The sequence below is a fragment of the Promicromonospora iranensis genome, from assembly GCF_028994775.1.
Classification (GTDB): domain Bacteria; phylum Actinomycetota; class Actinomycetes; order Actinomycetales; family Cellulomonadaceae; genus Promicromonospora; species Promicromonospora iranensis_A.
In genome coordinates this window covers 330,713-353,006 of record NZ_JAJQMN010000008.1, presented here as the reverse complement: position 1 = coordinate 353,006, position 22,294 = coordinate 330,713, and the positions used below count along the sequence as shown (strand labels likewise).

20 protein-coding genes and 1 tRNA gene are annotated in these 22,294 nt (G+C 68.7%); 13 read left to right on the top strand and 8 right to left on the bottom strand.

Translation table 11 applies throughout. The features are described 5' to 3' along the window. Nucleotides 1-126: 126 nt before the first annotated feature. Complete coding sequence (locus LUU90_RS17305) at nt 127-1,275, bottom strand: alpha/beta hydrolase (protein ID WP_275004864.1); 1,149 nt, start codon at nt 1,273-1,275, stop codon at nt 127-129. 488 nt (nt 1,276-1,763) lie between these two features. On the opposite strand from LUU90_RS17305, the gene LUU90_RS17300 reads away from it, so the two are divergent. The 4 genes from LUU90_RS17300 (at nt 1,764) to LUU90_RS17285 (ending at nt 5,696) form a co-directional block, all read left to right on the top strand. Then, the gene (locus LUU90_RS17300; RefSeq protein WP_275004863.1) at nt 1,764-2,975 is read left to right on the top strand and encodes an NAD(P)/FAD-dependent oxidoreductase; all 1,212 of its coding nucleotides are present in this window, start codon (nt 1,764-1,766) and stop codon (nt 2,973-2,975) included. 576 nt (nt 2,976-3,551) lie between these two features. Then, nucleotides 3,552-4,175: a TetR/AcrR family transcriptional regulator gene (locus LUU90_RS17295; RefSeq protein ID WP_275004862.1), complete on the top strand. Its 624-nt coding sequence runs from the start codon at nt 3,552-3,554 to the stop codon at nt 4,173-4,175. Nucleotides 4,176-4,367: 192 nt separating this feature from the next. Continuing rightward, nucleotides 4,368-5,204: an alpha/beta hydrolase gene (locus tag LUU90_RS17290; RefSeq protein ID WP_275004861.1), complete on the top strand. Its 837-nt coding sequence runs from the start codon at nt 4,368-4,370 to the stop codon at nt 5,202-5,204. A gap of 63 nt (nt 5,205-5,267) precedes the next feature. Next, nucleotides 5,268-5,696, top strand: a complete 429-nt coding sequence (locus LUU90_RS17285; RefSeq protein ID WP_275004860.1) for an organic hydroperoxide resistance protein — start codon at nt 5,268-5,270, stop codon at nt 5,694-5,696. Between the two features lie 111 nt (nt 5,697-5,807). Here the strand turns inward: LUU90_RS17285 and LUU90_RS17280 are convergent, their stop codons facing one another. Then, complete coding sequence (locus LUU90_RS17280; protein WP_275004859.1) at nt 5,808-6,155, bottom strand: nuclear transport factor 2 family protein; 348 nt, start codon at nt 6,153-6,155, stop codon at nt 5,808-5,810. Between the two features lie 243 nt (nt 6,156-6,398). Between LUU90_RS17280 and LUU90_RS17275 the strand changes: the two genes are divergently transcribed. The 5 genes from LUU90_RS17275 to LUU90_RS17255 all read left to right on the top strand — a co-directional run bounded on the left by LUU90_RS17275 (nt 6,399) and on the right by LUU90_RS17255 (nt 9,931). Then, a complete protein-coding gene (locus LUU90_RS17275; protein WP_275004858.1) occupies nt 6,399-7,025 on the top strand; it encodes a TetR/AcrR family transcriptional regulator in 627 nt (208 codons plus the stop codon). Then, complete coding sequence (locus LUU90_RS17270; protein ID WP_275004857.1) at nt 7,025-7,396, top strand: hypothetical protein; 372 nt, start codon at nt 7,025-7,027, stop codon at nt 7,394-7,396. The genes LUU90_RS17275 and LUU90_RS17270 overlap by 1 nt, the downstream gene beginning before the upstream one ends. A 46-nt stretch (nt 7,397-7,442) precedes the next feature. Then, nucleotides 7,443-8,033 carry a GyrI-like domain-containing protein gene (locus LUU90_RS17265; RefSeq protein ID WP_171104768.1) on the top strand — a complete coding sequence of 197 codons (591 nt, stop codon included), beginning with the start codon at nt 7,443-7,445 and terminating at the stop codon, nt 8,031-8,033. Nucleotides 8,034-8,136: 103 nt separating this feature from the next. Next, a complete protein-coding gene (locus LUU90_RS17260; protein WP_275004855.1) occupies nt 8,137-8,967 on the top strand; it encodes a helix-turn-helix transcriptional regulator in 831 nt (276 codons plus the stop codon). A gap of 115 nt (nt 8,968-9,082) precedes the next feature. Further along, entirely contained in the window at nt 9,083-9,931 is an 849-nt protein-coding gene (locus tag LUU90_RS17255; RefSeq protein ID WP_275004853.1) for an enoyl-CoA hydratase/isomerase family protein, read from the top strand. A 59-nt stretch (nt 9,932-9,990) separates the two neighbouring features. Here the strand turns inward: LUU90_RS17255 and LUU90_RS17250 are convergent, their stop codons facing one another. After that, the gene (locus LUU90_RS17250) at nt 9,991-10,560 is read right to left on the bottom strand and encodes a TetR/AcrR family transcriptional regulator (protein WP_275004852.1); all 570 of its coding nucleotides are present in this window, start codon (nt 10,558-10,560) and stop codon (nt 9,991-9,993) included. Nucleotides 10,561-10,760: 200 nt separating this feature from the next. On the opposite strand from LUU90_RS17250, the gene LUU90_RS17245 reads away from it, so the two are divergent. Then, a complete protein-coding gene (locus tag LUU90_RS17245) occupies nt 10,761-11,738 on the top strand; it encodes a saccharopine dehydrogenase family protein (protein WP_275004851.1) in 978 nt (325 codons plus the stop codon). Between the two features lie 20 nt (nt 11,739-11,758). Here LUU90_RS17245 and LUU90_RS17240 read toward each other — a convergent pair whose 3' ends face one another. The 3 genes from LUU90_RS17240 to LUU90_RS17230 form a co-directional block, all read right to left on the bottom strand. Beyond that, nucleotides 11,759-12,739, bottom strand: coding sequence for a helix-turn-helix transcriptional regulator (locus LUU90_RS17240; protein ID WP_275004850.1), 981 nt, complete (start codon nt 12,737-12,739; stop codon nt 11,759-11,761). Between the two features lie 142 nt (nt 12,740-12,881). Continuing rightward, nucleotides 12,882-13,805 (bottom strand): alpha/beta fold hydrolase, encoded by a 924-nt coding sequence (locus LUU90_RS17235; RefSeq protein WP_275004848.1) that lies wholly within the window; start codon nt 13,803-13,805, stop codon nt 12,882-12,884. Then, nucleotides 13,802-15,256 carry an MFS transporter gene (locus LUU90_RS17230; protein WP_275004847.1) on the bottom strand — a complete coding sequence of 485 codons (1,455 nt, stop codon included), beginning with the start codon at nt 15,254-15,256 and terminating at the stop codon, nt 13,802-13,804. Before LUU90_RS17230 ends, LUU90_RS17235 begins: the two co-directional genes overlap by 4 nt. A gap of 112 nt (nt 15,257-15,368) precedes the next feature. Here LUU90_RS17230 and LUU90_RS17225 point away from each other — a divergent pair, with 112 nt between their 5' ends. Together LUU90_RS17225 and LUU90_RS17220 are read left to right on the top strand one after the other, a co-directional pair. After that, on the top strand, nt 15,369-16,481 hold the full coding sequence (locus LUU90_RS17225; RefSeq protein ID WP_275004846.1) for a helix-turn-helix transcriptional regulator: 1,113 nt from the start codon (nt 15,369-15,371) through the stop codon (nt 16,479-16,481). A 176-nt stretch (nt 16,482-16,657) separates the two neighbouring features. Then, entirely contained in the window at nt 16,658-17,401 is a 744-nt protein-coding gene (locus LUU90_RS17220; RefSeq protein ID WP_275004845.1) for an SDR family NAD(P)-dependent oxidoreductase, read from the top strand. 757 nt (nt 17,402-18,158) lie between these two features. On the opposite strand, the gene LUU90_RS17215 is transcribed toward LUU90_RS17220, so the two are convergent. Then, nucleotides 18,159-18,232 (bottom strand) — tRNA-Met (locus tag LUU90_RS17215). A gap of 111 nt (nt 18,233-18,343) precedes the next feature. On the opposite strand from LUU90_RS17215, the gene LUU90_RS17210 reads away from it, so the two are divergent. Then, on the top strand, nt 18,344-19,159 hold the full coding sequence (locus tag LUU90_RS17210; protein WP_275004843.1) for a nicotianamine synthase family protein: 816 nt from the start codon (nt 18,344-18,346) through the stop codon (nt 19,157-19,159). Nucleotides 19,160-19,225: 66 nt separating this feature from the next. On the opposite strand, the gene LUU90_RS17205 is transcribed toward LUU90_RS17210, so the two are convergent. Next, complete coding sequence (locus LUU90_RS17205; protein ID WP_275004842.1) at nt 19,226-22,255, bottom strand: UPF0182 family protein; 3,030 nt, start codon at nt 22,253-22,255, stop codon at nt 19,226-19,228. Nucleotides 22,256-22,294 lie beyond the last annotated feature (39 nt).

Below are 22,294 nucleotides of genomic sequence, written 5' to 3'. Positions count from 1 at the left end.
AGAGAGCATGACGATTCTGACCTCAGCCCAAGAGCACGACCGGGTCCCTGACGGTCGTGGCGGCACCGCCTGCTTCCAACCCCGGGGCCCTGCCGTGGGCAAACGGTCGGCATCGAGTTGCGGCGCCTAACGGTGCCTTTCGAGCCACTTGATGACGTCATCGGCGGCTCCGCCTTCGGTCCGTGGGGCGAGAACCGAGTAGTGGTCCGCGCCAGGGTAGAGCTTGAACTCCGCGACCGTGCCGGCGGCACGGGCGTTGCGGACCGCCTGCTCGGTGACAGCCTTCTTGATGGACGGGTCGGCACTGCCCTGCAGCAACAGCATCGGCCCATGTGTCATGCCACGTGGCACGCTCTGCTCGTCCAACCAGCCCTGCAGCTGGAGTGCGGCAGGCGAGTCCTGAGGTGTGAACTGGTAGTCGTTCAGCTCCGTGCCGAAGTCGGCGGAGAACTCCGCCCAGATCTGGTCGGTGCACATCCGGCTGACCTTCGGCAGGAGGTCTAGCGCCTGCTTCCCGAGAAACTGGTCGAACCGCAGGTCGGGATGCACGGTCTGCAAGCCGTGAAGCGCCAGCAGGTAGAACCCGCGGTCGACCGGGCCGGGCGAGCCATACGCATAGGCCTGTCCTACGTCGGTCACCGGGGCCAGCCCGACGGTGCCGCGGAAGTCGAGGCCCCTACCGTAGGAGTGCGCCATCTCGCCAGCGGCGATGGCCGCATGCCCGCCCTGCGAATGCCCCACAGCGAAGTACGAGCGCGACAGCGACGGCTCGGCCTGGACAGCGGCACGCACCGCGTCGATCACCCCGCGGCCCTCGCTGTCGGCCACGATGTAAGGATGGTCGCCGCGGGTGCCCAGGCCTTCGTAGTCGGTCGCGGCTACCGCATAGCCCGCTTGGAGCAACCGCGCGACGAATCCGGCGTAGCCGAACAGGTCGACCTTGCCGTCCTCGTTCGGCACGGTCGAGGGCGCGCACTCGTCGATGATGCCGCTGGACCCGTGTGCCCACGACACGATCGGCCAGCCGTGGCTCGGCGCTGGGCCTCTGGGTGTGAACAACGCACCGCTCACCACTATGTCTCCACCGTTCAGCGATCTGGAGCGGTAGGTGATCCGTTCCGCACGATCGGCCACGGCCGCGAGTGCTGGGTCGAGCTCCTGGATGGTCTCGACGGTGAGCAGCTTCCCCGCACCGTCGCCCCCGGCATCCGGCGCCGTCCGCACCGCCGTTGCACCGGGTTCAGTCCGGTCGTCGACCACGGTCGAGACCGTCACAGGCGTTGCTGCGGTAACCAAGCTAGCCAACAGGATGACCGCGATACCTGCTGCGGCACGCTGGATCCTTGCGCTGCGTCTCACGGTGGTACTCCTTCGGTCCGGCCTGGTGATCTGTCTGGATACGTCTCCGGATCGGCCCCCAGGAGTTTGTCTCACCGGGGATACGACGTTCATCAGCAAGACCGCGTGCGCGGATCAATTCGTGACAGCCGTCCACCGGCGATGTGTCACGAATCGGAGGCCCTGTGTGGTCTCCACAGTGAGCCACAGCCATCGCAGGCGCCGAAAGGTCCTCACTGCCTTGGTCTGTGGAAGGTCAGACAGAGCAAGGAGCCCCGAACAGTGACATGGATCAGCCGCATCCCATTAGCGTTGTCGTTTATCGACGAGCTCGTCGCAGGCGGGTGCAAAGCCATCTCGCCATCGACGTTCTTCACGCACTTCCCCACCGGTGCGGCCTCGCCCGTCACGACGGTGGCCCAAGCATGAGCGCCGCGCGCGACGCCCCACTGGTCAGGGTGCTGGTCCTGGGCGGCGGATACAGCGGAATCATGGCAGCCAACAGGCTCGCCGGGAAGCTCAGCAAGCGGGTCTCGATCACGATGATCAGCCCGAACGACTCGTTCGTCGAACGCATCCGCTTGCACGAGGTCGCCGCACGACACAACGCGGAAACAGCTTCCCGTTGGGCGCTACGCGACCTGGTGCACCAGGACGTTCGTATTCGCGCCGGCACTGTGGCACGGATCGACCCGGATGCCCGCGTGGTGCACACGCGAGATTCCATATCGAACGAGCCCTGGTCCGAGTCGTATGACCGCCTCGTCTACGCAGTCGGTAGCGGTTCTGCGGTCACGGCTGTCCCGGGATCGGAAAGCTACGCCCATTCGATCACGAACCTTGCCGTCGCCCGTGACCTGCGTTCCAGGTTGGACGACCTGTCAGATGGCGGCTCGGTGCTGATCGTCGGCGGTGGGACCACGGCAATCGAGCTCTCCACGGAACTCGCGGCGGCCCGGCCGCACCTGCGCCTGCGTCTGGTCACCTCCGGACGTGTCGGCCCGACGCTGTCGGAGCGAGGACGCGACTACCTACGTGGATCCCGGGCGTTTACCGGCATCGAGCTGCACGAGAACACTCGCGTCGCCGAAGTGACCCCGGAGGGTGTCGTCACCCAGGACGGGCGAACGATCAGAGCCGACTGCGTGGTCTGGGCGGCGTCGTTCGCCGTACCCTCCCTTGCCCGAGACAGTGGCCTCGAAGTGGACAGAGCCGGGCGGCTCGTCGTCGACGACACCATGCGCACCCCAACCAATCCTGAGATCCTCGGCGCCGGCGACGGGTGCGTCATAGGGTCGTCCAGCAACAGCCATCTGCGCATGGCTTGCGCGACCGCAGCCCCCCAGGGCGCCCACGCCGCTGCCACCATCGTCGCCGAGATCACCGGCAGGCCAGCGCCATCGTTCCGGCTCGCCTACCTGGTCATCGCGATGAGCCTCGGACCCAACGACGGCTTGGTCCAGCGCACCCGGCCGGACGACACCGCCACCGACGCCGTGATCACCGGGAGAGCGGGAGCCTGGTTCAACGAGCTCAACAACAGGTACGCCCGCCAGATCCTCGCGTGGGAGCGGCAGCGCGCCGGTGCATACCACTGGGCCAAGCCACCCAAGCGGCAGGCTGAACCTGTCGGATGAGCACACAGCTCGCGGTGCTTGGCATCCGCACCGTGCTGCACCAGCGGTTGATACCCGATGTGATGGGCTCACTCGAACGAGCCTTTCGATCTCGATCACCCTGCGCATCGCGGGCAAGCTCCGCCACGCGGCACCAAACCCCAGACATGACAATGGCCCGAACCCACATTTCGTGGGTTCGGGCCATTCTGATGTCCTGCGACATCAGATTTGTAGCGGGGGCAGGATTTGAACCTGCGACCTCTGGAACTCGTTGTGCCCGAGTTGTCCCACTACGGAAGGGGCTGGAGTCGGCGGGATCTACCTTGGTTTCTCGGGGGATGACCCAACTGACAGGGACGATGCTAGCGCAACCTCAGGGGAGGGGCCTGGGCGTGGCTGGACCCGTTTGGACTGAATCTGTTGCGTATTTGTTGCGGGGCTCGAATCACTGCGGACATCGCTTCTTGGGTGGTGGTCCGCAAACATCGACACCTCGGACGCATCTCGTGGCGGCAGTAGACGAACACGTCAGTACACCGCGGAGTATCCTGTTTGCTCACATCGATCCGGACAGACACGGGAGCACGCAGGCAGATGAGCACCACGACGCCAGAGCGGCCGCCTGCGGATGCTGACGGAACCGCAAAGCGTTCCGTCCGGGATCGGATCCTCGACGCTGCATCCGAGCTGTTCTACGCGCGCGGGATCCGCGCGATCAGCGCGGACAAGATCATCGAGCTCTCCGGCGTCACGAAGGTGACGTTCTACCGGTACTTCCGGACCAAGGACGTCCTCGTGGTGGCCTACTTGGAACGTCAGGCAGCGTGGGAGCGCGGAGCGCTCGACGGTCTGCGCCGCTCCTCCAGCGACGACGCCCAGGCGCTGCGGCGGTTCGCGGCGGCGATCGGCGCCGAGAGCTGCAAGCCGGGCTTTCGGGGGTGCGCGTTCATCAACGCGGCGGCCGAGTACCCCGATCCGGAAGGGCCAGTCCGAAAGGTGGTCGCGCAGCACCGCGGCTGGTACCGGGCGACGTTCGCCGGGATGCTCGGCCGGATCGGTGTGAACGACCCAGCGCGGGCCGCAGACGAGGTCATGATGCTGCGCGACGGCGCCATGGTGGCCGGCTCCCTCGACGAGCCGTCCCGCGTGGGTGGCGCCCTGGAACGGGCGATCTTCGCAGTCATCGACGCCAGCCGGGCAACGCGCACCGCCGGCTGAGCGTCTCACCCCCGCGCAGCAGCCGCCCGCGGCAAGGGACCGGAGTCTGACACCACGACCGTGGCGCCAGGCTCCGGCCTTCTGCATCCCACCGACCTCCCGCCGCAGAGCACCTTGTGCTGCTGTCACTTCGGACGTACGGTAGACGTACTAGTTCGTCTACCGACGGACGTTCGAACGAGAGGGACCCTCATGAGGCTCGGCAATCCGCTCCGACGGCCGCTGCGCACCACCATCGGCGCCGCCCTGGGCGTAGCGCTGACACTCGGCGTCGGCGCAGGACTGGCACAGGCCGACAGCCGGCACCCCGGCCACAGCAAGACCGAGAAGCCCACCGTCGTACTCGTGCATGGCGCGTTCGCGGACGCCAGTGGCTGGGGCGGCGTGGTCGGCGAGCTGCAGCACGACGGCTATCCCGTGCTCGCCGTCGCCAACCCGCTGCGCGGCCTGGCATCCGACTCCGCCTACGTCCGCAGCGTCGTCGACTCGGTCGACGGCGACGTGGTCCTGGTCGGCCACTCCTACGGCGGCGCGGTCATCACCAACGCCGCCACCGGCGCAGAGAACGTCGAAGCACTGGTGTACGTGGCAGCCTTCGCCCCGGACCTGGGCGAGACGATCAACAAGTTCAACGACCCCGCGCAGTACCCGGGCAGCGAGCTGACGCCGGACGCGCTGGTCTTCCGCCCCTACCCGGGCGGCGTCGACGTCACCATCGATCCTGCTCGGTTCCAGCGGATCTTCGCCGCGGACCTGCCCTCGCGGCAGACCCGCCTCATGGCCGCGACTCAGCGCCCGGCTGCCGCGGCGTCCCTGGACGAGCAGTCCGGCGAGCCCGCGTGGGAGACGATCCCCAGCTGGTACCAGATCTCGGCCCAGGACAAGGCCATCTCCCCGGTGGCACAGCGATTCCTCGCCGAGCGCATGGGCGCACACACCACCACGGTCGACGCCTCGCACGTCGGGTACATCTCGCACCCGGCCAGGACGGCGAACCTCATCGAGTCCGCGGCCCGCGCGACCAGCTGACCCGCCCACTCCCCCATTGGCCGGCGCGCCCCGGCGCTGGCCCCACAACGAAGGAGCATCACCATGGCTGACAGCATCTACACCGCAGTGGCGACCTCTACCGGTGACGGTCGCGCCGGAGGCCGCGCGGCGACCGACGACGGCGTCCTGGACCTGACCCTCGCCGTCCCCACCGCGATGGGCGGGCCGGGCGGAGGCACCAACCCGGAGCAGCTCTTCGCGGCCGGCTGGGCGTCCTGCTTCCACAGCGCCCTCAAGGGCGTCGCCGCCGCACAGAAGATCACCTTCACCGACTCCGCGGTGGTAGCCGAGGTAGGTATCCACGCGGAAGAGGGTGGCGCGTACGGCCTGAGCGCCGCGCTGCACGTCGAGCTCGCCGGAGTGGACCAGGCCACCGCCGACCAGCTGATCGAGGCAGCACACAAGGTCTGCCCGTACTCGAACGCCACCCGCGGCAACATCCCGGTCACGATCGATGCGACGGTCGCCTGACCGCACGAGCCAGATCTGAGACGACGAGGAGGGGCAACCGATGTGACCGGATGCCCCTCCTCGTCGTTCGCGCCGTGCCCGAGCGGGATAAGGGTCGTTGGAGCGCCACCCCTACCGGCGCAGGTCGGCCCGTACGTGCGCGATCTTGTTCTCGGCGGTCAGGGTGACGTCGAAGATTCCGCCGACGCGCCTCTCGGGGAAGTTGCCGGTGAACTCGACAGCGACGTGGAGATACCCGTCGCGTGGCTCGGTGCTGAGCAGTCGTGTCTGGGTGTCATAGCCGATGAAGTAGGACTGGAAGTACTCGTTGATCCCCGCAAGCCCCTCGAAGACCTCCCCGACCGAGGGATCGTCCAGTACGGCGTCATCGGTGAAGAACGCCAGGTAGGCGGCAGAGTCGTGCGTATTGGTCGCGGCAATCCACTCGGCGATCGTGGTGTCGGGCTCAGTTCCAGGCATGTCGTGCTCCCTCGTTGTCGTGGTCTTCACTGGAAGGCTGTGGAGGTCAGGCCGTCGATCGGCCGCCCCGCACGCCAACCCTGCGGCGGCGCGAGGCTGCGAGGAAGGGCGGGTGATCCAGGGAGGACTGCACCCCCCTCTCGATCAGCTGCTGGCCATGACACAGGCCCCGAACCTGTGGCACCATGATTTTGTACCGCTCGTTAAGAAAACAAGGAAGCGGCATCCGAGCAGGAGGTGACCATGGCTGGACCGGGCAGACCGCGTGCCTTCGACACGGACGAGGCGCTGGACGCCGCGGTGGAGGTGTTCTGGCGTCGAGGCTTCGCGGGCGCCAGCCTGACGGAGCTGGCCGCGGCGATGGGCGTCAACAAGCCGAGCGTCTACGGGGCGTTCGGCGACAAGGCGCAGCTGTTTCAGGCAGCGTTGCGCCGGTACGTCGAACGCAACATGGCATACGTCGCCGACGCCCTGGAACGGCCCACGGCATGGGAGTGCGCCCAGGCGTTCCTCGTCGGCAACGCACTCGCCGTGACCATGCCCGGGCGACCGGCCGGCTGCCTGTCGGTACAAGCCATCGCCACGCCGGACGACTCGGGCGAGTACGCCGTGCTCGCGGAGAACCGCGCCATGGTCCAGCGGATGTTCGCGGACCGGTTTCGGCGCGCGCTCGCCGACGGCGACCTGCAGGCGGGGGAAGACCCCGACGAGCTCGCCACCTTCCTGATCACACTCAGCAGCGGCTTCGCAGTCCGCGCCGCCGACGGGACCCCAAGGCAGTCCCTGTTGGCGATGGCGGAGCGCGCCATGGCCGCCTTCCCCGCACCGGCCGCTGACTCTCGTTCCGCCACCTTCGAAGGAAGACACTGATGACTCAGTCCGCACCATCGCTCGCTGCCGCCCGCGAACAGGCCCTCGCCGTCCGCGCTCTCTACGAGGTACTGGAGGAGCGGTTCAACGGCAAGACGTGGTCGTTGCACGAGCTGATGCTCGGCTTCTCCAACGACGTCGGTTACATCGGACGTCTCCTGCTCGCGAACGACGGCACCTGGGGCATCGATGGTGACCCGCGCGCGGAGCTGGAGCACAAGCTCGCCGAGTCGATGTGGTGGACGTTCGTCCTGGCCGACAAGCTCGGCATCGACATCGACCAGGCTTACGCCCAGACCATGGACCGCATCCGCACCGGCCTGGAGTCCACCATCGCCCGCACCGACCCCGCCAGGCCCGAGCCGAGCTGATGCACGACCTGGCCCTGACCCCGCACCGATCCGCGAAGGAACACCCATGTTGAAGACACAGCCCACCGAGCATCTGCAGGCCGCCGATGACCCCGAGCACGTTCGCACCCCCGCGGTGACCTATGTCGCCGTCCTGGGCGACGGAGCGCCGGGGACCGACGAGTTCTACCGCAAGAAGACCTTGGTGACCGACATCGCCGGCGAGCTGAACCAGGCCACCGGCTCCGCGCCGGTCGAGGAGATCCAGTACTGGTACCCCGAGGGGTCCCGGTCCGTCGAGATCGCCGACTTCTACAGCGTCAACCCGGTCCCGTCCCTGCTCTACCGGGTCCTTTCCCAGGTCCCGGCCGGCACTACCCAGCGGGACGTCGATGCTGCTCGCACCCGCGCGGCCAGCACCGCGGACACGGCGTCCGACGACGTCACCGTCTTCACCATCGCCGAGCAGGACGTCGTCCAGGTCATGCACCACGGCCCGTTCGCCGAGGAGTTCGCCACGCTCGGACGGCTCGGCGACTTCGCGCAGCAGCGCGGTCTCCACCGCAGCGGGCCGCACCACGAGGTCCATCTGGACGCCTTCACGCGCAGCACGCCGCAGGACACGTTGCGCACGATCCTGCGCGACCCGGTCGCATGAACGAGCACGGCTGTGAACCTGTGCGTGCGGTGGCACTCCGGGTCGCGAGACAGGGAGGACCGCACCCTGTCCGAGCCCGCCGAACGCGGTTAGCGTGAAAGGCATGGCGACACCACCCGGCCCCCTCGGCGAATTCCTCCGCGCCCAGCGCTCCCGCCTCACGCCCGCCGACGTCGGCCTGCCCGACGTCGGCGCGCGGCGGGTCGACGGGCTGCGGCGCGAGGAGGTCGCCGTGCTGGCCGGCGTCAGCGCCGACTACTACGCCCGTCTCGAGCAGGGCCGCGAACGCACCCCGTCGGCGCAGGTCGTGGACGCCCTCTGCACTGCCCTGCGGCTCAGCCCGGACGCCCGTGAGCACACCTTCCGCCTCGCGAAGCTCGCACCCGCCTCCCAGCCGGCGCCCGGACCGGTCAGCCCTGACCTGCTCCAGCTCATGGACGCCTTCCCGCACGCCGCTGCCTATGTCGTCGACCCCGGTTTCCAGATCCTGGCCGCCAACACCACGGCCAAGGCGCTTCTCGGCCCCTCGCAGCTGGCAGTCGGGGCGTTCGACTTCCTGTTCGTCGACCCCGCCGCGCGCACCTACTTCACCCACTGGGACCACGTCGCACGCGCTGCGGTCAGCGCCCTGCGCCTGGCCGCGGGCTTCGCCAACCCGCACCCGGCCGTCCCTCCGCTCGCGTCCCGCATGCTCGCCGGGTCGCCAGAGTTCGCAGCCTTCTGGGCAGACCAGACCGTGGCCGGCCTCAGCCTGACCGAGAAGGTCATCAACCACCCAAACGTCGGCCGGATCACCCTGACCTACCAGACGCTCGACGTCCGCGAAGCACCCGGACAGCAGCTCACCGTCGCGACCGCACCGGCAGGAAGCCCCAGCGCGGACGCCCTCGCCCTCCTCGGCACGCTCGAGGCCACCCGAACCACGCAGCCGTGAGGAGGCGGGGCGAGGCACGCCAAGGAGAAATCCCGCCCGGGAATACCAGCAAGCTCGCCGATGCTGCACACCAAGTAATCGGAGACCCTCTCCGAATACTTGGAAAGGCTGCGGCATGACGTTCCTCGAAGAGTTCAACCCCAAGCACCTCACCCTGACGGTCGAGTCGCCCACGTTCTGGCGCGTGACCTTCAACAACCCACCGATCAACGTCATCGGGCTGGAGATGATGAGGGACCTCAAGGCGCTGCTCACCGAGCTGGAGAACAACAAGACGGTCAACGTCGTGGTGTTCGACAGCGCCGACCCCGACTTCTACATCGCCCACTACGACGTCACCGTCGACAACGAGCTCGCGGAGGCCCTGCCCAAGGCCACCGACTACACCGCCTGGGTCGACATCACCGTCCGCATGAGCAAGCTCGACGCCGTGACGATCGCCGCCATCCGGGGCATCACCCGCGGCGCGGGCAGCGAGCTGGTGCTGGCCATGGACATGCGCTTCGCCAGCCTGGAGAAGACCAAGCTCGCCCAGGTCGAGATCGCACTCAACGCCGTCACCGGCGGCGGCGCCAGCGGACGACTGCCCTCCCTGGTCGGCCGCGGGCGCACGATGGAGATCCTGCTCGGCGGCGAGGACTTCGACGGAGCTCTCGCGGAGAAGTACGGCTACGTCAACCGCGCGCTCCCGGACGCAGAACTGGACGAGTTCGTGTCCCGCTTCGCCCGGCGCGTGTCCGGGTGGGACCACCAGGCGATCGTGGAGGTCAAGGAGTTCATCAACAAGTACACGCGCCTGCCGGACGCGGAGTACCCGCTGCACTCCGACGCCTACTGGGCGGCAGTCTCCAACCCTGAGGTCGGCGCTACTGTCGGGCGGCTGCTCGAGAAGGGCATGCAGGAGCGCGGGCCCCTGGAGTACGACCTGGCCACGGAGATCGCCGCGATCGCGCAGCAGCGCTGACCGCCGGAGGGACGCACGGGCTGGCACCACCAGGTGCTTTCCCGTGCGCCCTCCGTGGTTCAGTCAGAGCGTGCGGTCAACCCGTCCAGGATCACCCGGAGCATGTCGCGCACCTGTTCGGGCGGCAGCGTCGCCTGCTCCGCGACCATCGCCACGCCGGTGACGAGCCGGGCCACAGTTCCTGAATCCACGGCGTGGTCGATCAGTCCGGCCTCGCGGGCACGCTCGAACACGAGAGTGTTGGCCACAAGGCTCGCGCGATGCGCATGACGCAGCGGGGAGGCCTCGTCGTCCATGCTCGCGGCCATGCTCGCGGCCAGTCCGCGGTATCCGCTCGCGATTCCGGCAAGGCGGCCGAGCCAGTCCACGAGATCGTCGCGAGTCCGCACAGGAGCCGACTGGGCGGCTTCCTCCACTCGTGTCACCCATGTCGCCAGCACCTCCGCGAGCAGGGCTTCTCGCGAGGGAAAGTGGCGGTAGAGCGTGCCAGGACCTACTCCGGCACGCTTGGCGATCTCGTTCAGCGACGCCATCGTGCCCTGCTGCTCGATGACGTCAGTCGCGACCGCCAGGATGCGGAGGCGGTTCTCACGCGCATCCGCGCGAAGCTCGCGAGGCTCGGTGCTCATTGCTCGTCCTACCTCTTCGGTTCCTCGGACAGGCTACTGGCGCACGGACGAATCCAGAGTTTGGCGAACGCGATCAGCGCGCACCGATGTCCGCTGGATCACACGACCGGCATCGCTTTGCGGACTGAACCTGTCCGGGTCGGTCCATAGCGTGCAGATGGACCGGGAAAACGCCCGGCCCGGAGAAAGGAACAGACAGCATGAGCGGACGACTGCTGATTTACGGTGCGACCGGGTACACCGGCCGTCTGATCGCGGAGCGGGCGGTGCAGATCGGTCTGGACGTGAGGGTCGCCGGACGGGACGCCGGAAAGGTCCGCGAGCTGGCGGGCGCGCTGGGCGTTGAATCCCGTGTGTTCGAGGTCGATGACGCCGACGGGGTGCGCAGTGCGCTGCAGGACGTCGACTGCGTGCTCAATGTCGCCGGGCCGTTCCGGCACACGGCACGTCAGCTGATGGACGCGGCCATCGAGGCCGGCGTGCACTATCTCGATACCACGGCGGAGTTCGAGATCTTCGCGCTGGCGGAGTCAAAGGACGTCGAGGCGTCTCGTGCCGGGGTCATGATCATGTCCGGCACGGGCTGGGACGTCGTCCCGAGCGACAGCCTCGCCCTGCACACCGCCCGCCGGGTGCCTGATGCCGAGAAACTCACGATCGCGCTGCGCGTGACAGGCGGGTTCTCCCGCGGCTCGCTCGCCAGCTCGGCAGGCATCGAGGAGCTGGGAACCCTCGTGCGCCGGTCCGGCGAGTTAACGCGACTCGACGAGGCCGCCACGCGGTCGTTCGACTTCGGCAACGGACCGGAGGACTGCGTACCAGTTCCGATGGGCGACCTGATCACCGGACTGCGGTCGACCGGCATCGGGAACATCGAGGTGTTCCTGGGTACGGATGCGGGCTTCCCTGACGTCGACGACGCCAACCCGGGGCCCACCGCGGATGAGCGCAGTCAGGGCCGCTACCTGGCGTTGGCGGAGGTGACCGGCCGGGACGGTCGGGTAGCGCGGTCGCTGATCGACACGCCTACTGGATACACGTTCACCCAGCTGAGCTCGGTGGAGATTGCGCGCCGGGTGCTCGACGGGCAGCTCACTGCCGGCTTCCAGAGCCCTGCCTCGGCCTATGGTCCGGAGCTGGCCACCGGCATCGCGGACACCACCATCGTCGACCTCTGACAGCACCGCGGGCGACGGCGCTACGGCCGGGGCGACGAGCTCGTCGCCCCGGCTAGGCCGTTGCTCTCGGCCAGCGCGACGGCACGTCGTCGTACCGCCTCCCGCACGGGATCCGGGGAGAGGACCGTCAGCGGAACCCCCAGACGCACCAGATACTGCCCGAGGGACTCCGCGTCCGTGCCGCCGATCCGCACGATCGTGGCGTGCGGCCCGTCGGGCTCATGAGTACCGGCTGTGGGCGGCACCGCGCGCATCGCGTCGTCGAGAGAGAGCGGCAGGCGCACGACGGCGTAGAGCGGGTAGTCGCTGACAAGCATCTCGGCGACGAGCCGTGCGGCGTCGGGGGGATCCTGCAGACGCACCACCCGGCCAGTGGGATGGGCATCGATCACACGGTCGGCGCGGAAGGTCCGCCAGGACCCCTTGGCCACGTCCAGCGCCACGAGGTACCAGCGGTTCCCGGTGAAGACCAGGCGATACGGATCCACGTCACGCACCGTGTCGGTCCCCTGCATGCTCCGATAGGACAACGTGATCCGCTCGCTGCGCCGACAGACCCGCGCCAACCCGGCGAGCATCCCGGGCGAGAGCGGCTGCCCACAGACCCTCGTGGTGTGCTCGAACACGTCGTCCATCGCGCCGAGCCGCGACGCCACCTGCGCCGGCAGCAGCTGGCGCAGCTTCAACAGCGCCGACAGCACCGCCTGGTCATCACCGAGCACCCTCGTCTGCGCCGCCTCCCGCAGCGCCACGCTGACAGCCAGCGCCTCCTCGTCGTCGAGCACGAGGGGCAGCTGGCCGCGACTCTCCCTGAGCCGGTAACCACCCCAGTGACCTGGATCCGACTCGACGTCGTAGCCGAGGTCGCGCAGCCGAGCGACATCACGTCGCACCGTCCGCTCCGTGACCTCCATCCGCTGCGCAAGCTCGCCCGCCGTCCAGCTCGCCCGCGACCACAGCAGGGACAGCAGCTGCAGCAGCCGCGAAGAGGTACTGATCACCGTCGCCACCATAGGAGCCAAGAGGGAACACGCGGCGTCAGGCTGCGGGCTCCACGGCTGACGCGTACGGAGCGCCTCGACGGTGCCAGCTGCGAGAGCCGGCACCGTCGTCGCGCACCATCGCTGGGCGAGCCCGACAGGATCACGGCCGGTAGCCGAAGTGTTCCTTGATCGCGGTCAGGACCGCCTCGGGTGCCTCGTGCAGCATCCAGTGACCGGTGTCCAACGCCGCACCCGTGGCCTGGGGCGCGGCGTCCCGGACGGCCCCCAGGAAGGAGTCGAACAGTGGTGCCTGAGCCAGGACGTGCACGGGGATTGCCAGCGGCTGCGCCATCGCCAGTCGGTTGTCGACCTCGTCCTGCGGCCACGCCTGGTAGTAGCGGGACCCGTTGTGCAGCGCAGCCGGCCGGGCATAGGCCCGCACGTACTCGTCGAGGACCTCGGGCGTCATCGGCAGCTCTCCGCCACCCGCCTGGACCCGGTAGAAGTAGTCGAGGTAGAGACGCTCGCGCCCTGCGACGAGGTCCTCGAACAGGGGCTCCTGCTCGTGGAACGCGAAGTGGAAGGACAGCGGGCGCACGTGGTCATAGTGCAGCGATCCGCCGACGATCGGGAAGTCCATCATCAGCCAGCCCGTGAACTGGTCGCGCCATTGGGTGACCAGGGCGAACGCGATACCGCTCCCGGCGTCGTGCGACACGAGCTGCACGCCGCTGCTGAAGCCCAGCAGGTCCAGGAGCCGGTGAACATACCCGGCCAGGGTGACCTTGTCGTGCGATCGGAGAGAGCCGGTGCTGTCGCCGAGGCCGGGGAGGTCGACGGCGATCACGGTGTGCCCGGGCAGGAGGTCCGTCATGATCGGCAGCCAGCCGTACCAGGTCTCGGTGAACCCGTGCAGCAGCACGATCGGGGTCGGCCCGTCACCGCCCACGACGTAGTGCATCTGCAGGTCGTCGATGGTGGTGAAGCCGTGCCGGAACGTGTCCTGGAAGGCCGGGTCGTCGCGGGTCGCGGTGTCGTAGCCAGTGCTCAGCGGGGCTTCGGTGGTGAGGTCGGAGAGGGTCATGACTGGGTCCTTTCACGGGGGACGGTGATGTTGAGGGAGACGAGCACGGTGGCGACCATGAGACCGGCGCACACCAGGAGGGCCACAGACAGTCCGTCCATGAGCGAGCCGCTGCCGACCGTCACGGTGGCGGCGACGGTGTTCAGCACGGCGATGACCACCGCACCGCTGACCTGCTGGGCGGCGTTCACCGTTCCGCCCGCTGCCCCGGAGTGCTCGTCCGGGACGCCGGTCAGGGCTGTGGCGCTCAGCGCGGGCCAGGACAAGCCGACTGCGGCGCCGACCAGTGCCATCGCGGGCAACAGGACGGCGAGCCCGGTGGCGCTGCTCGCCGAGGCGAGGATCAGGAACCCGGCGACACCTGACGCCGCGCCGGTCGCGATCACGACGCGTGGCCCGAACCTGAGCATGAGTCGCCCGCCTACCGTGGCGAAGATGAGAACGGCGAGGGTCGTGGGTAGAAAGGCCAGCCCGGACTCGAGCGCGTTGTAGCCGCGCACCTGCTGCAGGTAGTAGATGATCAGCACGTTGCTGGCAAAGATGGCGCCGGCCAGGAGCGCGGTCGCTCCGAACGCGCTGCCGCGGACGCGGTCGGTGAGCACGGACAGCGGAAGCAGCGGGTCCTTCGTCCGATGCTCGATGCCGACGAAGGCAGCCAGCAGGAGCAGCCCTCCCACGATCGGCGCCAAGGCTTGGACCGAGGCCCAGCCGTACGCCTCTGCGAGGGTGGCGCCGTAGACGATCGCCGCGACGCCGAGGGTCGACGTCACCGTTCCGGGCAGGTCGAGCCGGCCGCGGACAGCGACCTTCGTCTCCCGGACGACGAGCAGCGCTGCGACGGCGATAGCGATCGCCAGCGGGGCGTTGACCAGCAGGGTCCAGCGCCAGGAGGTGTACTCGGTCAGGACGCCGCCCAGGATCAGTCCGAGCGATGCGCCCAGGCCGCCTACCCCGCCCCACACCGCGAATGCCTTGGCTCGCTGGGCCGGCTCGGTGAAGTTCGTGGTGATCAGCGAGAGGACCACCGGTGCGAGGACGGCACCGAAGGCACCCTGCAGTGCACGCGCCGCGTACAGCAAGCCCGCACTGCCGGCGAAGCCTCCCAGGAGGGACGCGATGCCGAACCCGACCAGTGACCACACCAGAGCGCGCTTACGCCCCAGGTAGTCTCCGACCCGGCCGCCGAGAAGCAGCAGGCCGCCGAAGGTGATGGCGTAGGCGGTCACGACCCAGTGCCGGTCCGCGTCGGAGATGCCGAGGTCCGCCTGCGCCGACGGCAGCGCGACCGTGACGATGGTCGTGTCGAGCTGGATGGTGAGCTGGGTGATCGCGAGGACGGCGAGCAAGAGGCCCGGTCGTATCGGGAGCTCGGCGTCCTGCGGCCCCCGGCCCCGGGACGTGCCACGGGGTCGGCTGGCCGTCGGACCGGCGGATGCGGAAGTGGTTGACATGGCTCCAGAGTGGGCGGGCCAGTGCCGTGCGCCCATCCCCCACCTTGGGGGTGATGAACACCCCCGCACCTGGGGGATGTCGCAACCCACCCGGGCCTCGTACTGTGACGAGGTGGTCACCTCCCAGATCTCCCTGCATGACCGTCGTGTCGTCGCACTACGCGAGACCGTCGCGGATCTCGCGGCCCGCCCACCCGCGGCAAGGGAGTTCCTGGACGAGGTCGAACGCCGCCTGCGGAAGGTGGTCCAGTTCGACGGCGGCGACTGGTGGACGTCCGACCCGGAGACCCTGCTCCCGATGGAGCTACGGCCGTTCGAGTACCCAGCGCTGCAGTACGAGGTAGCCACCAACGACGTCAACCGCCTCGACGAGCTCGACCGGCAGAGCCGCAACGTCTCCACCCTTGGGCTGGCCCTACCAGGCCAGCACGCCCGCTCCGCCCAGTTCGACGGTCACTACCGGGTATCTGGTGCCGGCGACCAGATGCGGGTGCTGGCACGCAACGGCGGAAGGACCTGGGGCGCCGCGTGCCTGTACCGCGGCGAGGACCTGCCCGACTTCACGCGAGACGAGGTCGCCGTCATCTCGGCCATCTCACGCGACGTCGGCCTGGCACTGCGCACCGACCTGCTGCGAACCGTGGTGCACAACAGCGGCGAGTGGTCTGGCACGGCTGCCGGCGAGCGGTCGGGCACGGTCGTCGTCGACCCTGCCGACCGGGTGCTCGGCTTCACGCCGGACGGCGGGCGCTGGCTCGAACGCCTGGGCGTCCGCACGTCGGACGAAGAACTTCCCGCGTCGCTGCGCTGGATCACGCTCCAGGCGCGCGCCCAGAAGGACCAGCTGGCCTCCGGTCCTGCTGGAGGTCGCCAGCTGCGGCCGGCACGCTCCCGAATCCGGATAACGAGCGGTGAGCTGGTGACGGTGCGTGCCGAGGTGCTGCGCGGCGCCGTCGACGGCGCCGTCGTCCTCGGGCTCGAGCCGGCAACCGGCGCCTCCATGTGGCCGCTGATGGTCGCGCTCTACGGCCTGACCGAACGCGAGACCCAGCTCACGTCGATGCTTGTCGAAGGTCGCTCGATCAAGGAGATCGCCACGGGACTCCACCTCTCGATCCACACGGTCCGTGACCACGTCAAGGCCGTGTACACCAAGGTCGGCATCAGCTCCCGTCCAGAACTGACGGCCCGGCTCGGCGGCGGGCCGGGCGTCGCGCCAGCTTGACCCGGACGGCCGTTGTGATCGGCCTGAGGGTGGTGTGGTGACACCCCGATCTTCGTCAGGGACGGCTAGGCACGGTGCGGGGGCGGTACGGGTGCGAGGTTCTCGCATCCAGGGTGCGGCACTCCTAGGTAGTCTCGCCCTTCTTCGGCCGCCGCCGCGGACGAAGACTCAGGGTCATGAACATCGTGATCATCACCGGCGGCAGCCGCGGTATCGGCGCCGCCACAGCACTGGCCTGCGCCCGACGCGGCCTCGGCGTCATCATCACCTACAACAGCAACCCGGACGCGGCCGCGGACGTCGTCGGCAAGATCAAGGCCGACGGCGGCATTGCGGTGGCACTGGAGCTCGACGTCACCGACACCACCTCCTTCGCGGCCTTCGCCACGACGGTCCGCAGCACCCTGCAGGAGACCTGGGGCCGGACAGACTTCGACTACCTGGTCAACAACGCCGGCTACGGCCTCTACAACCCCATCGCCACGGTCACCGAGGAGCAGTTCGACGGCCTGTTCCGCGTGCACCTCAAGGGCCCGTTCTTCCTCACCCAGACCCTGCTGCCTCTGATCGCCGACGGCGGCCAGATCGTGAACCTCGTCAGCGCGACGAGCCGCGTGGCGACCATCGGTGTCGCGCCGTACGCGAGCTTCAAGGGCGGCCTCGAGGTCTTGACCCGCTACATGGCCCAGGAGTTCGGCGACCGCCAGATCCGGGCGAACTCGATCGCGCCCGGCGCCATCCGCACCGAGCTCGGCGGCGGCCTGAACGACGAGTTCGAGGCGCAGCTGGCAGGCGCCACGGCACTCGGCCGGGTCGGCGAACCCGACGAGGTAGGCAGTGTCATCGCGAGCCTGCTCTCCGACGACAACCGCTGGGTCAACGCCCAGTCGATCGAAGTCTCCGGAGGTTTCCACATCTGATGCTCGATCATGGCCTCTTGCGGGTCAGCGCTCTCGGCCGCTCGATCACATTCAGTTCGGGCATCGGCAACTGGCTTCCTTCCATCGTCCGAGGAGGCGTCTGAGAGCGGCGGTGGGCGCGCGATCCGCGAACCCTGCGGACGAGGAAGTCGTGCGCGCGCCACCGGTGTTGAGGGCAGGACGCGGGAATGGCTACCGTTGTCCGACCGGGGCGTAGTGCACCCTCATCTGCTTGCCGGCCGGGCACCTGGCCATGATCGCCCGACCCGACGTCGTCACCGCCACGGTCCTGCGGGCAGACCGCGCCACCCGCTGATCCTCCAGGACGCTCCCTCGCGAGCCGTGTCGCTGGCACGTCGATCCCCCCGACGTGCCAGCGGCGTCGCGCGTCCCAGGCGCTTGAGAGCGCAAGACGTCGGCGCGTCTGCTCGCCTGCCGGGTGTACCGGGCGGGTGTCCGACAAGCGATATCGCAGCGCCGGAACCGCACATCGACGTGGCCGCAACCCTGTTCAAGCAGGATCTACGTTGCACCTGTCAGACAGGCCACCGGTTGTCGGCTCCGGACTTGAATCCACGGCCTGCCGATCAGTACCTCAAATCCCATCGCCCGCACGCCGCCCTCGACCTGCACAGTTGGGCAGCGTTCGCGCTGGGTCGGTGTGCTTACAGGCACCAAAATGGTGAGTTTCTGGTGACCGGGTTCAAGACCGAAGGCCCTGACCTGTGCATCTGCACTGGTCAGGGCCTTCATTTTGTAGCGGGGGCAGGATTTGAACCTGCGACCTCTGGGTTATGAGCCCAGCGAGCTACCGAACTGCTCCACCCCGCGGCGGTAACCCCTACTTTACGCACGCCCGGGGGCTGAGTGCAAACCGGGTCAGGCAGTAGAGACGCAGGTCACAAGGGCTCGAACCGATCCGGCCGTGGAACCATCGATCCCATGCCGACGGAGCTGAGCGACACCACCCTGACCACCGACCGGATCGTCCACCTCACCGACGAGCTTGCCACACTGCCCCATCTACGACCGGACCCGCGGACGAACGCTCTCTTCGGCGAGCTGGTGCAGACGGTCCTCGCGACGCCCGACCGTCACGCCCGCGAGATCCTCGTGCACCCGGACGTCAAAGAACGCATGAGCGCCATCCGCGATCTCTCGGCGCGCGGCGAGACCGCGCTCGAGCACGACTGGGCGGAGCGCATCGCCACGGCGCCGGATCCGGGTGCCGCGCTGGCTGCGTTCCCCTACCTCGACAACTATCACCGGCTCACCGCCCTCGAGGTACGCCTGCTCACCCATTCGGCCGGCACGCCGACGTCGGTGGCCGTGCTCGGCTGCGGCCCCCTCCCCCTCAGCACCGTGGGGTACGCCGAGGCGCTCGGCTGCCCCGCCGTCGGCCTGGACCGGGACCCCGCAGCGGTCGCCCTCGCGCGACGGGTCACCGCCCGGACCGGTGCATCAGGGGTCCGGTTCGAGCAGGCCGACGCCGCCGTCGCCGACCTCGGGGGCTACGACGCCGTGGTGCTCGCGGCGCTGGTGGGCGAGACGCCGTCGGCGAAGGCGTCGATCGTGCGGCAGATGGCGGACTCGATGCGGCCCGGCGCCATACTGCTCGCGCGCAGCGCGCGCGGCCTGCGCACCCTTCTGTACCCGCCGGTGGACCTGCGCGCCATGCCCGGCTTCGAAGTGCTGGAGGTGGTCCACCCCACCGACGACGTCGTCAACTCGGTGGTGGTGGCCCGCCGGCTCGGCTGAACGCGCAGAGGCTCCCCGGTGCGAACACCGGGGAGCCTCTGTCGTGCGCTCAGAGCGCGGCGGGGATCAGCCCGCCGAGCCGCTCTGCGCTTCCTCGGCCGCTATCGCGTCCTCGAGCGCCTGCTGCAGGCGGTCCTGCGCGTCGCCGTAGGCAGCCCAGTCGCCCTCGCGCTGGGCGGCGTTGGCGTCCTCCATCGCGTCGGCCGCCTCCTGCAGCGCGGCGTCCAGCTCCGGCGTCGCCCCGCCGCCGCCGGCGCCCGGCTCGGTGGTGGCCTCACCGCTGGGCTCGGTGGACGGCTCGGTAGTGGGCTCCGTGCCCGGCTCCGCCTCGCCGTCCGGCGGAGCGATCGGCGCCTGGTCCTCGGCCGTACCCGCGTCACCGGCCTCGATGCCCGAGTCACCGCCGAACACCTGGTCCAGAGCCTCGTCGAGCGTGTCGGCGAAGCCGATGTCGTCACCGAAGGCCACCAGCACCTTGCGCAGCAGCGGGAACTGCGTACCACCGGTCGACTGGATGTACACCGGCTGCACGTACAGCAGACCGCCACCGACCGGCAGCGTCAGCTGGTTGCCGCGCCGCACCGTGGACGCACCGATCTGCAGGATGTTGAGCTGCTCGGAGATCGTCGGGTTCGAGTCGAAGTTGTTCTGGACCTGACCCGGGCCGGGCACCGTCGTGTCTCGTGGCAGCTCCAGCAGGCGCAGCTTGCCGTAGTCCTCGGCCACCTCGCCGGCCGTGTTGCCGGCATCGGCATCCGCGGCGAGGAAGCCTGTGAGCACCTCGCGGTCGGTGTTACCGCCCGGGATGAACGTCGACGTCAGCGAGAACGCCGACTCCTCCTGCCCCGGCATCTGCAGGGTCAGGTAGTACGGCGGCTGGAGCGGCGCGGTGGCCGCGTCCGACGTCGGGTCCGTCGGGTTGTTCCAGAAGTCCTGACCCGAGAAGAACTCGGCCGAGTCCGTCACGTGGTACTGGCTGAGCAGCGTGCGCTGCACCTTGAACAGGTCCTCCGGGTAGCGCAGGTGGCTCATCAGATCACCGGAGATCTCGTCCATCGGCTTGATCGACGTCGGGAAGACGTTGGTCCATGCCTTGAGGATCGGGTCCTCGGCGTCCCACGCGTACAGGTCGACCGACCCGTCGTAGGCGTCAACCGTGGCCTTCACCGAGTTACGGATGTAGTTGACCTCCTCCGGCAGCTCGATCGGGGCGCCGGCCTGGGTGGTCAGCGTGTCCGCGACCGCCTCGTCGAGCGGGGTCGACGCGGAGTACGGGTACGCGTCCGTGGTGGTGTACGCGTCGACGATCCACTTCACACGGCCGTCGACGACGGCCGGGTAGACCTTGTTGTCGAGCGTGAGCCACGGTGCGACCTTGCTGACGCGCTGCTGCGGGTCACGGTCGTAGAGGATCTGCGACTCGCTCGTCACACGGTCCGAGAACAGCAGCTGCTCCTCACCGAACTTCAGCGCGTAGAGCAGCTTGCTCCCGAAGGACCCGATGTCCGGCCCTGCGTCACCGGTGAAGGTCGTGTTGACCTGACCACCGTTCTCCTGGTCGTCGGCCTGGTAGTCGAGCTCCCACGCCTCCGTGCCCTCGGGAGCCCCCACGATCGAGTAGGTGTCGGTGCTCGGGCTGAAGTAGATGCGCGGCTCGTAACCCTCCTCGATGTCCGAGATAGCACCCTGCGACGGGATACCGCCCTCAAAGAATGCGGGGCGTCCGTCCGGGCCCGGCTGCTCACCGAACGCTGCCACGACGCCGTAGCCGTGCGTGTACACGGTGTGGTCGTTGACCCAGTTGCGCTGGTCCTGGCCGAGGCCGTCGAGGTTGAGCTCACGCACCGCGATCACGGTGTCGCGGGACTCGCCGTCGATCTCGTAGCGGTCTACCGACAGCGAGTCGTCGAAGTTGTAGTACTGCTTGTTCTGCTGCAGCTGACGGAACGACGGCGACACGATCTGCGGGTCGAGCAGGCGGATCGACGCGGCGGTCTCGGCGTCCGACCGCAGCGCGCCCTCCTCCGCCTCGGTCGTGGCGTCGTACTGCTCCTTCTCGACGTCCCCGATGTCGAACGCCGACAACGTCGCGTCGATGTTGCGCTGGATGTACTCGGACTCCAGCTCCTGGGCGTTCGGGTTCACCTGGAAGCGCTGCACGACGGCGGGGTAGATGCCGCCGATGGCGATGGCGGACACGACCATGAGGCCGACGCCGATCGCCGGGAGGCGCCAGTCGCCACGGAACGCGGTGACGATGAACAGCGCGGCAACGAAGATCGCGACCACGGTGAGGATGCCCTTGGCGGGGATCACCGCGTGCACGTCGGAGTACGAGGCGCCGTCGAACCGGTCGCCGGTGTTCGTCAGGAGCGAGTACCGGTCCAGCCAGTAGTTGGCGGCGATCAGGAGCAGACCGACGGCGCCGATGACGGCCAGGTGGACGCGCGCGGCGGTGGTGGTACGCGGACCGCCCGCAGCGGCCGGCCCGACCCGGAGGCCGCCGTACAGGTAGTGCGTGACCAGCCCTGCGATGCCCGCGATCACCACAACCGAGATGAGGAACCCGACGGTGAACCGCAGCGCCGGCAGCAGGAAGACGAAGAACCCGAGGTCCATCTGGAACTCAGGGTCGACCTGGCCGAACGGCTCGCTGTTGAACGCCAGCAGGACCGTGCGCCACTGGGCGGACGCGGCGACACCCGCGAAGAAGCCGACGAGGACCGGCGCGGCGATCATGACGACCCGGCGCAGCGGCTCGACCGCCTCGCGGTACTGGTCGAGCGTCGCCTGCTCGGGGGTGCTCGGCGCGTAGATGGGTCGGGACCGGTAGGCCGCGGTGAACGACCAGAACACGGCGCCGGCCATGATCACGAACCCTGCGGCGAACAGGGCGGCGCGCATGCCCCACTCGGTCCAGATCACCCGGGAGAACCCGAGCTGTCCGAACCACATCACCTCGGTCCAGAACTGGGCAAGGAGAAGCAGGGCCGCGATCACGGCGGCGACCGCGACTATCGCCACCCCCAGCGGACTGCGGCGTCGGGCTCGGGGGGCGCCGCCGGAAGGGCGGCGAGGTGCTGCGGCGAAGGACACGACTGCGTTACCTCACGTCATCAAATGGTTGGGCCGTAC

Coding starts and splice junctions, on each gene's coding strand:
- LUU90_RS17270 (WP_275004857.1), top strand. CDS start 7,025: ATGACTCAGTCCGCACCATCGCTCGCTGCCGCCCGCGAACAGGCCCTC.
- LUU90_RS17275 (WP_275004858.1), top strand. CDS start 6,399: ATGGCTGGACCGGGCAGACCGCGTGCCTTCGACACGGACGAGGCGCTG.
- LUU90_RS17290 (WP_275004861.1), top strand. CDS start 4,368: ATGAGGCTCGGCAATCCGCTCCGACGGCCGCTGCGCACCACCATCGGC.
- LUU90_RS17235 (WP_275004848.1), bottom strand. CDS start 13,805: ATGACCCTCTCCGACCTCACCACCGAAGCCCCGCTGAGCACTGGCTAC.
- LUU90_RS17300 (WP_275004863.1), top strand. CDS start 1,764: ATGAGCGCCGCGCGCGACGCCCCACTGGTCAGGGTGCTGGTCCTGGGC.
- LUU90_RS17250 (WP_275004852.1), bottom strand. CDS start 10,560: ATGAGCACCGAGCCTCGCGAGCTTCGCGCGGATGCGCGTGAGAACCGC.
- LUU90_RS17285 (WP_275004860.1), top strand. CDS start 5,268: ATGGCTGACAGCATCTACACCGCAGTGGCGACCTCTACCGGTGACGGT.
- LUU90_RS17210 (WP_275004843.1), top strand. CDS start 18,344: ATGCCGACGGAGCTGAGCGACACCACCCTGACCACCGACCGGATCGTC.
- LUU90_RS17280 (WP_275004859.1), bottom strand. CDS start 6,155: ATGCCTGGAACTGAGCCCGACACCACGATCGCCGAGTGGATTGCCGCG.
- LUU90_RS17245 (WP_275004851.1), top strand. CDS start 10,761: ATGAGCGGACGACTGCTGATTTACGGTGCGACCGGGTACACCGGCCGT.
- LUU90_RS17260 (WP_275004855.1), top strand. CDS start 8,137: ATGGCGACACCACCCGGCCCCCTCGGCGAATTCCTCCGCGCCCAGCGC.
- LUU90_RS17295 (WP_275004862.1), top strand. CDS start 3,552: ATGAGCACCACGACGCCAGAGCGGCCGCCTGCGGATGCTGACGGAACC.
- LUU90_RS17220 (WP_275004845.1), top strand. CDS start 16,658: ATGAACATCGTGATCATCACCGGCGGCAGCCGCGGTATCGGCGCCGCC.
- LUU90_RS17230 (WP_275004847.1), bottom strand. CDS start 15,256: ATGTCAACCACTTCCGCATCCGCCGGTCCGACGGCCAGCCGACCCCGT.
- LUU90_RS17265 (WP_171104768.1), top strand. CDS start 7,443: ATGTTGAAGACACAGCCCACCGAGCATCTGCAGGCCGCCGATGACCCC.
- LUU90_RS17255 (WP_275004853.1), top strand. CDS start 9,083: ATGACGTTCCTCGAAGAGTTCAACCCCAAGCACCTCACCCTGACGGTC.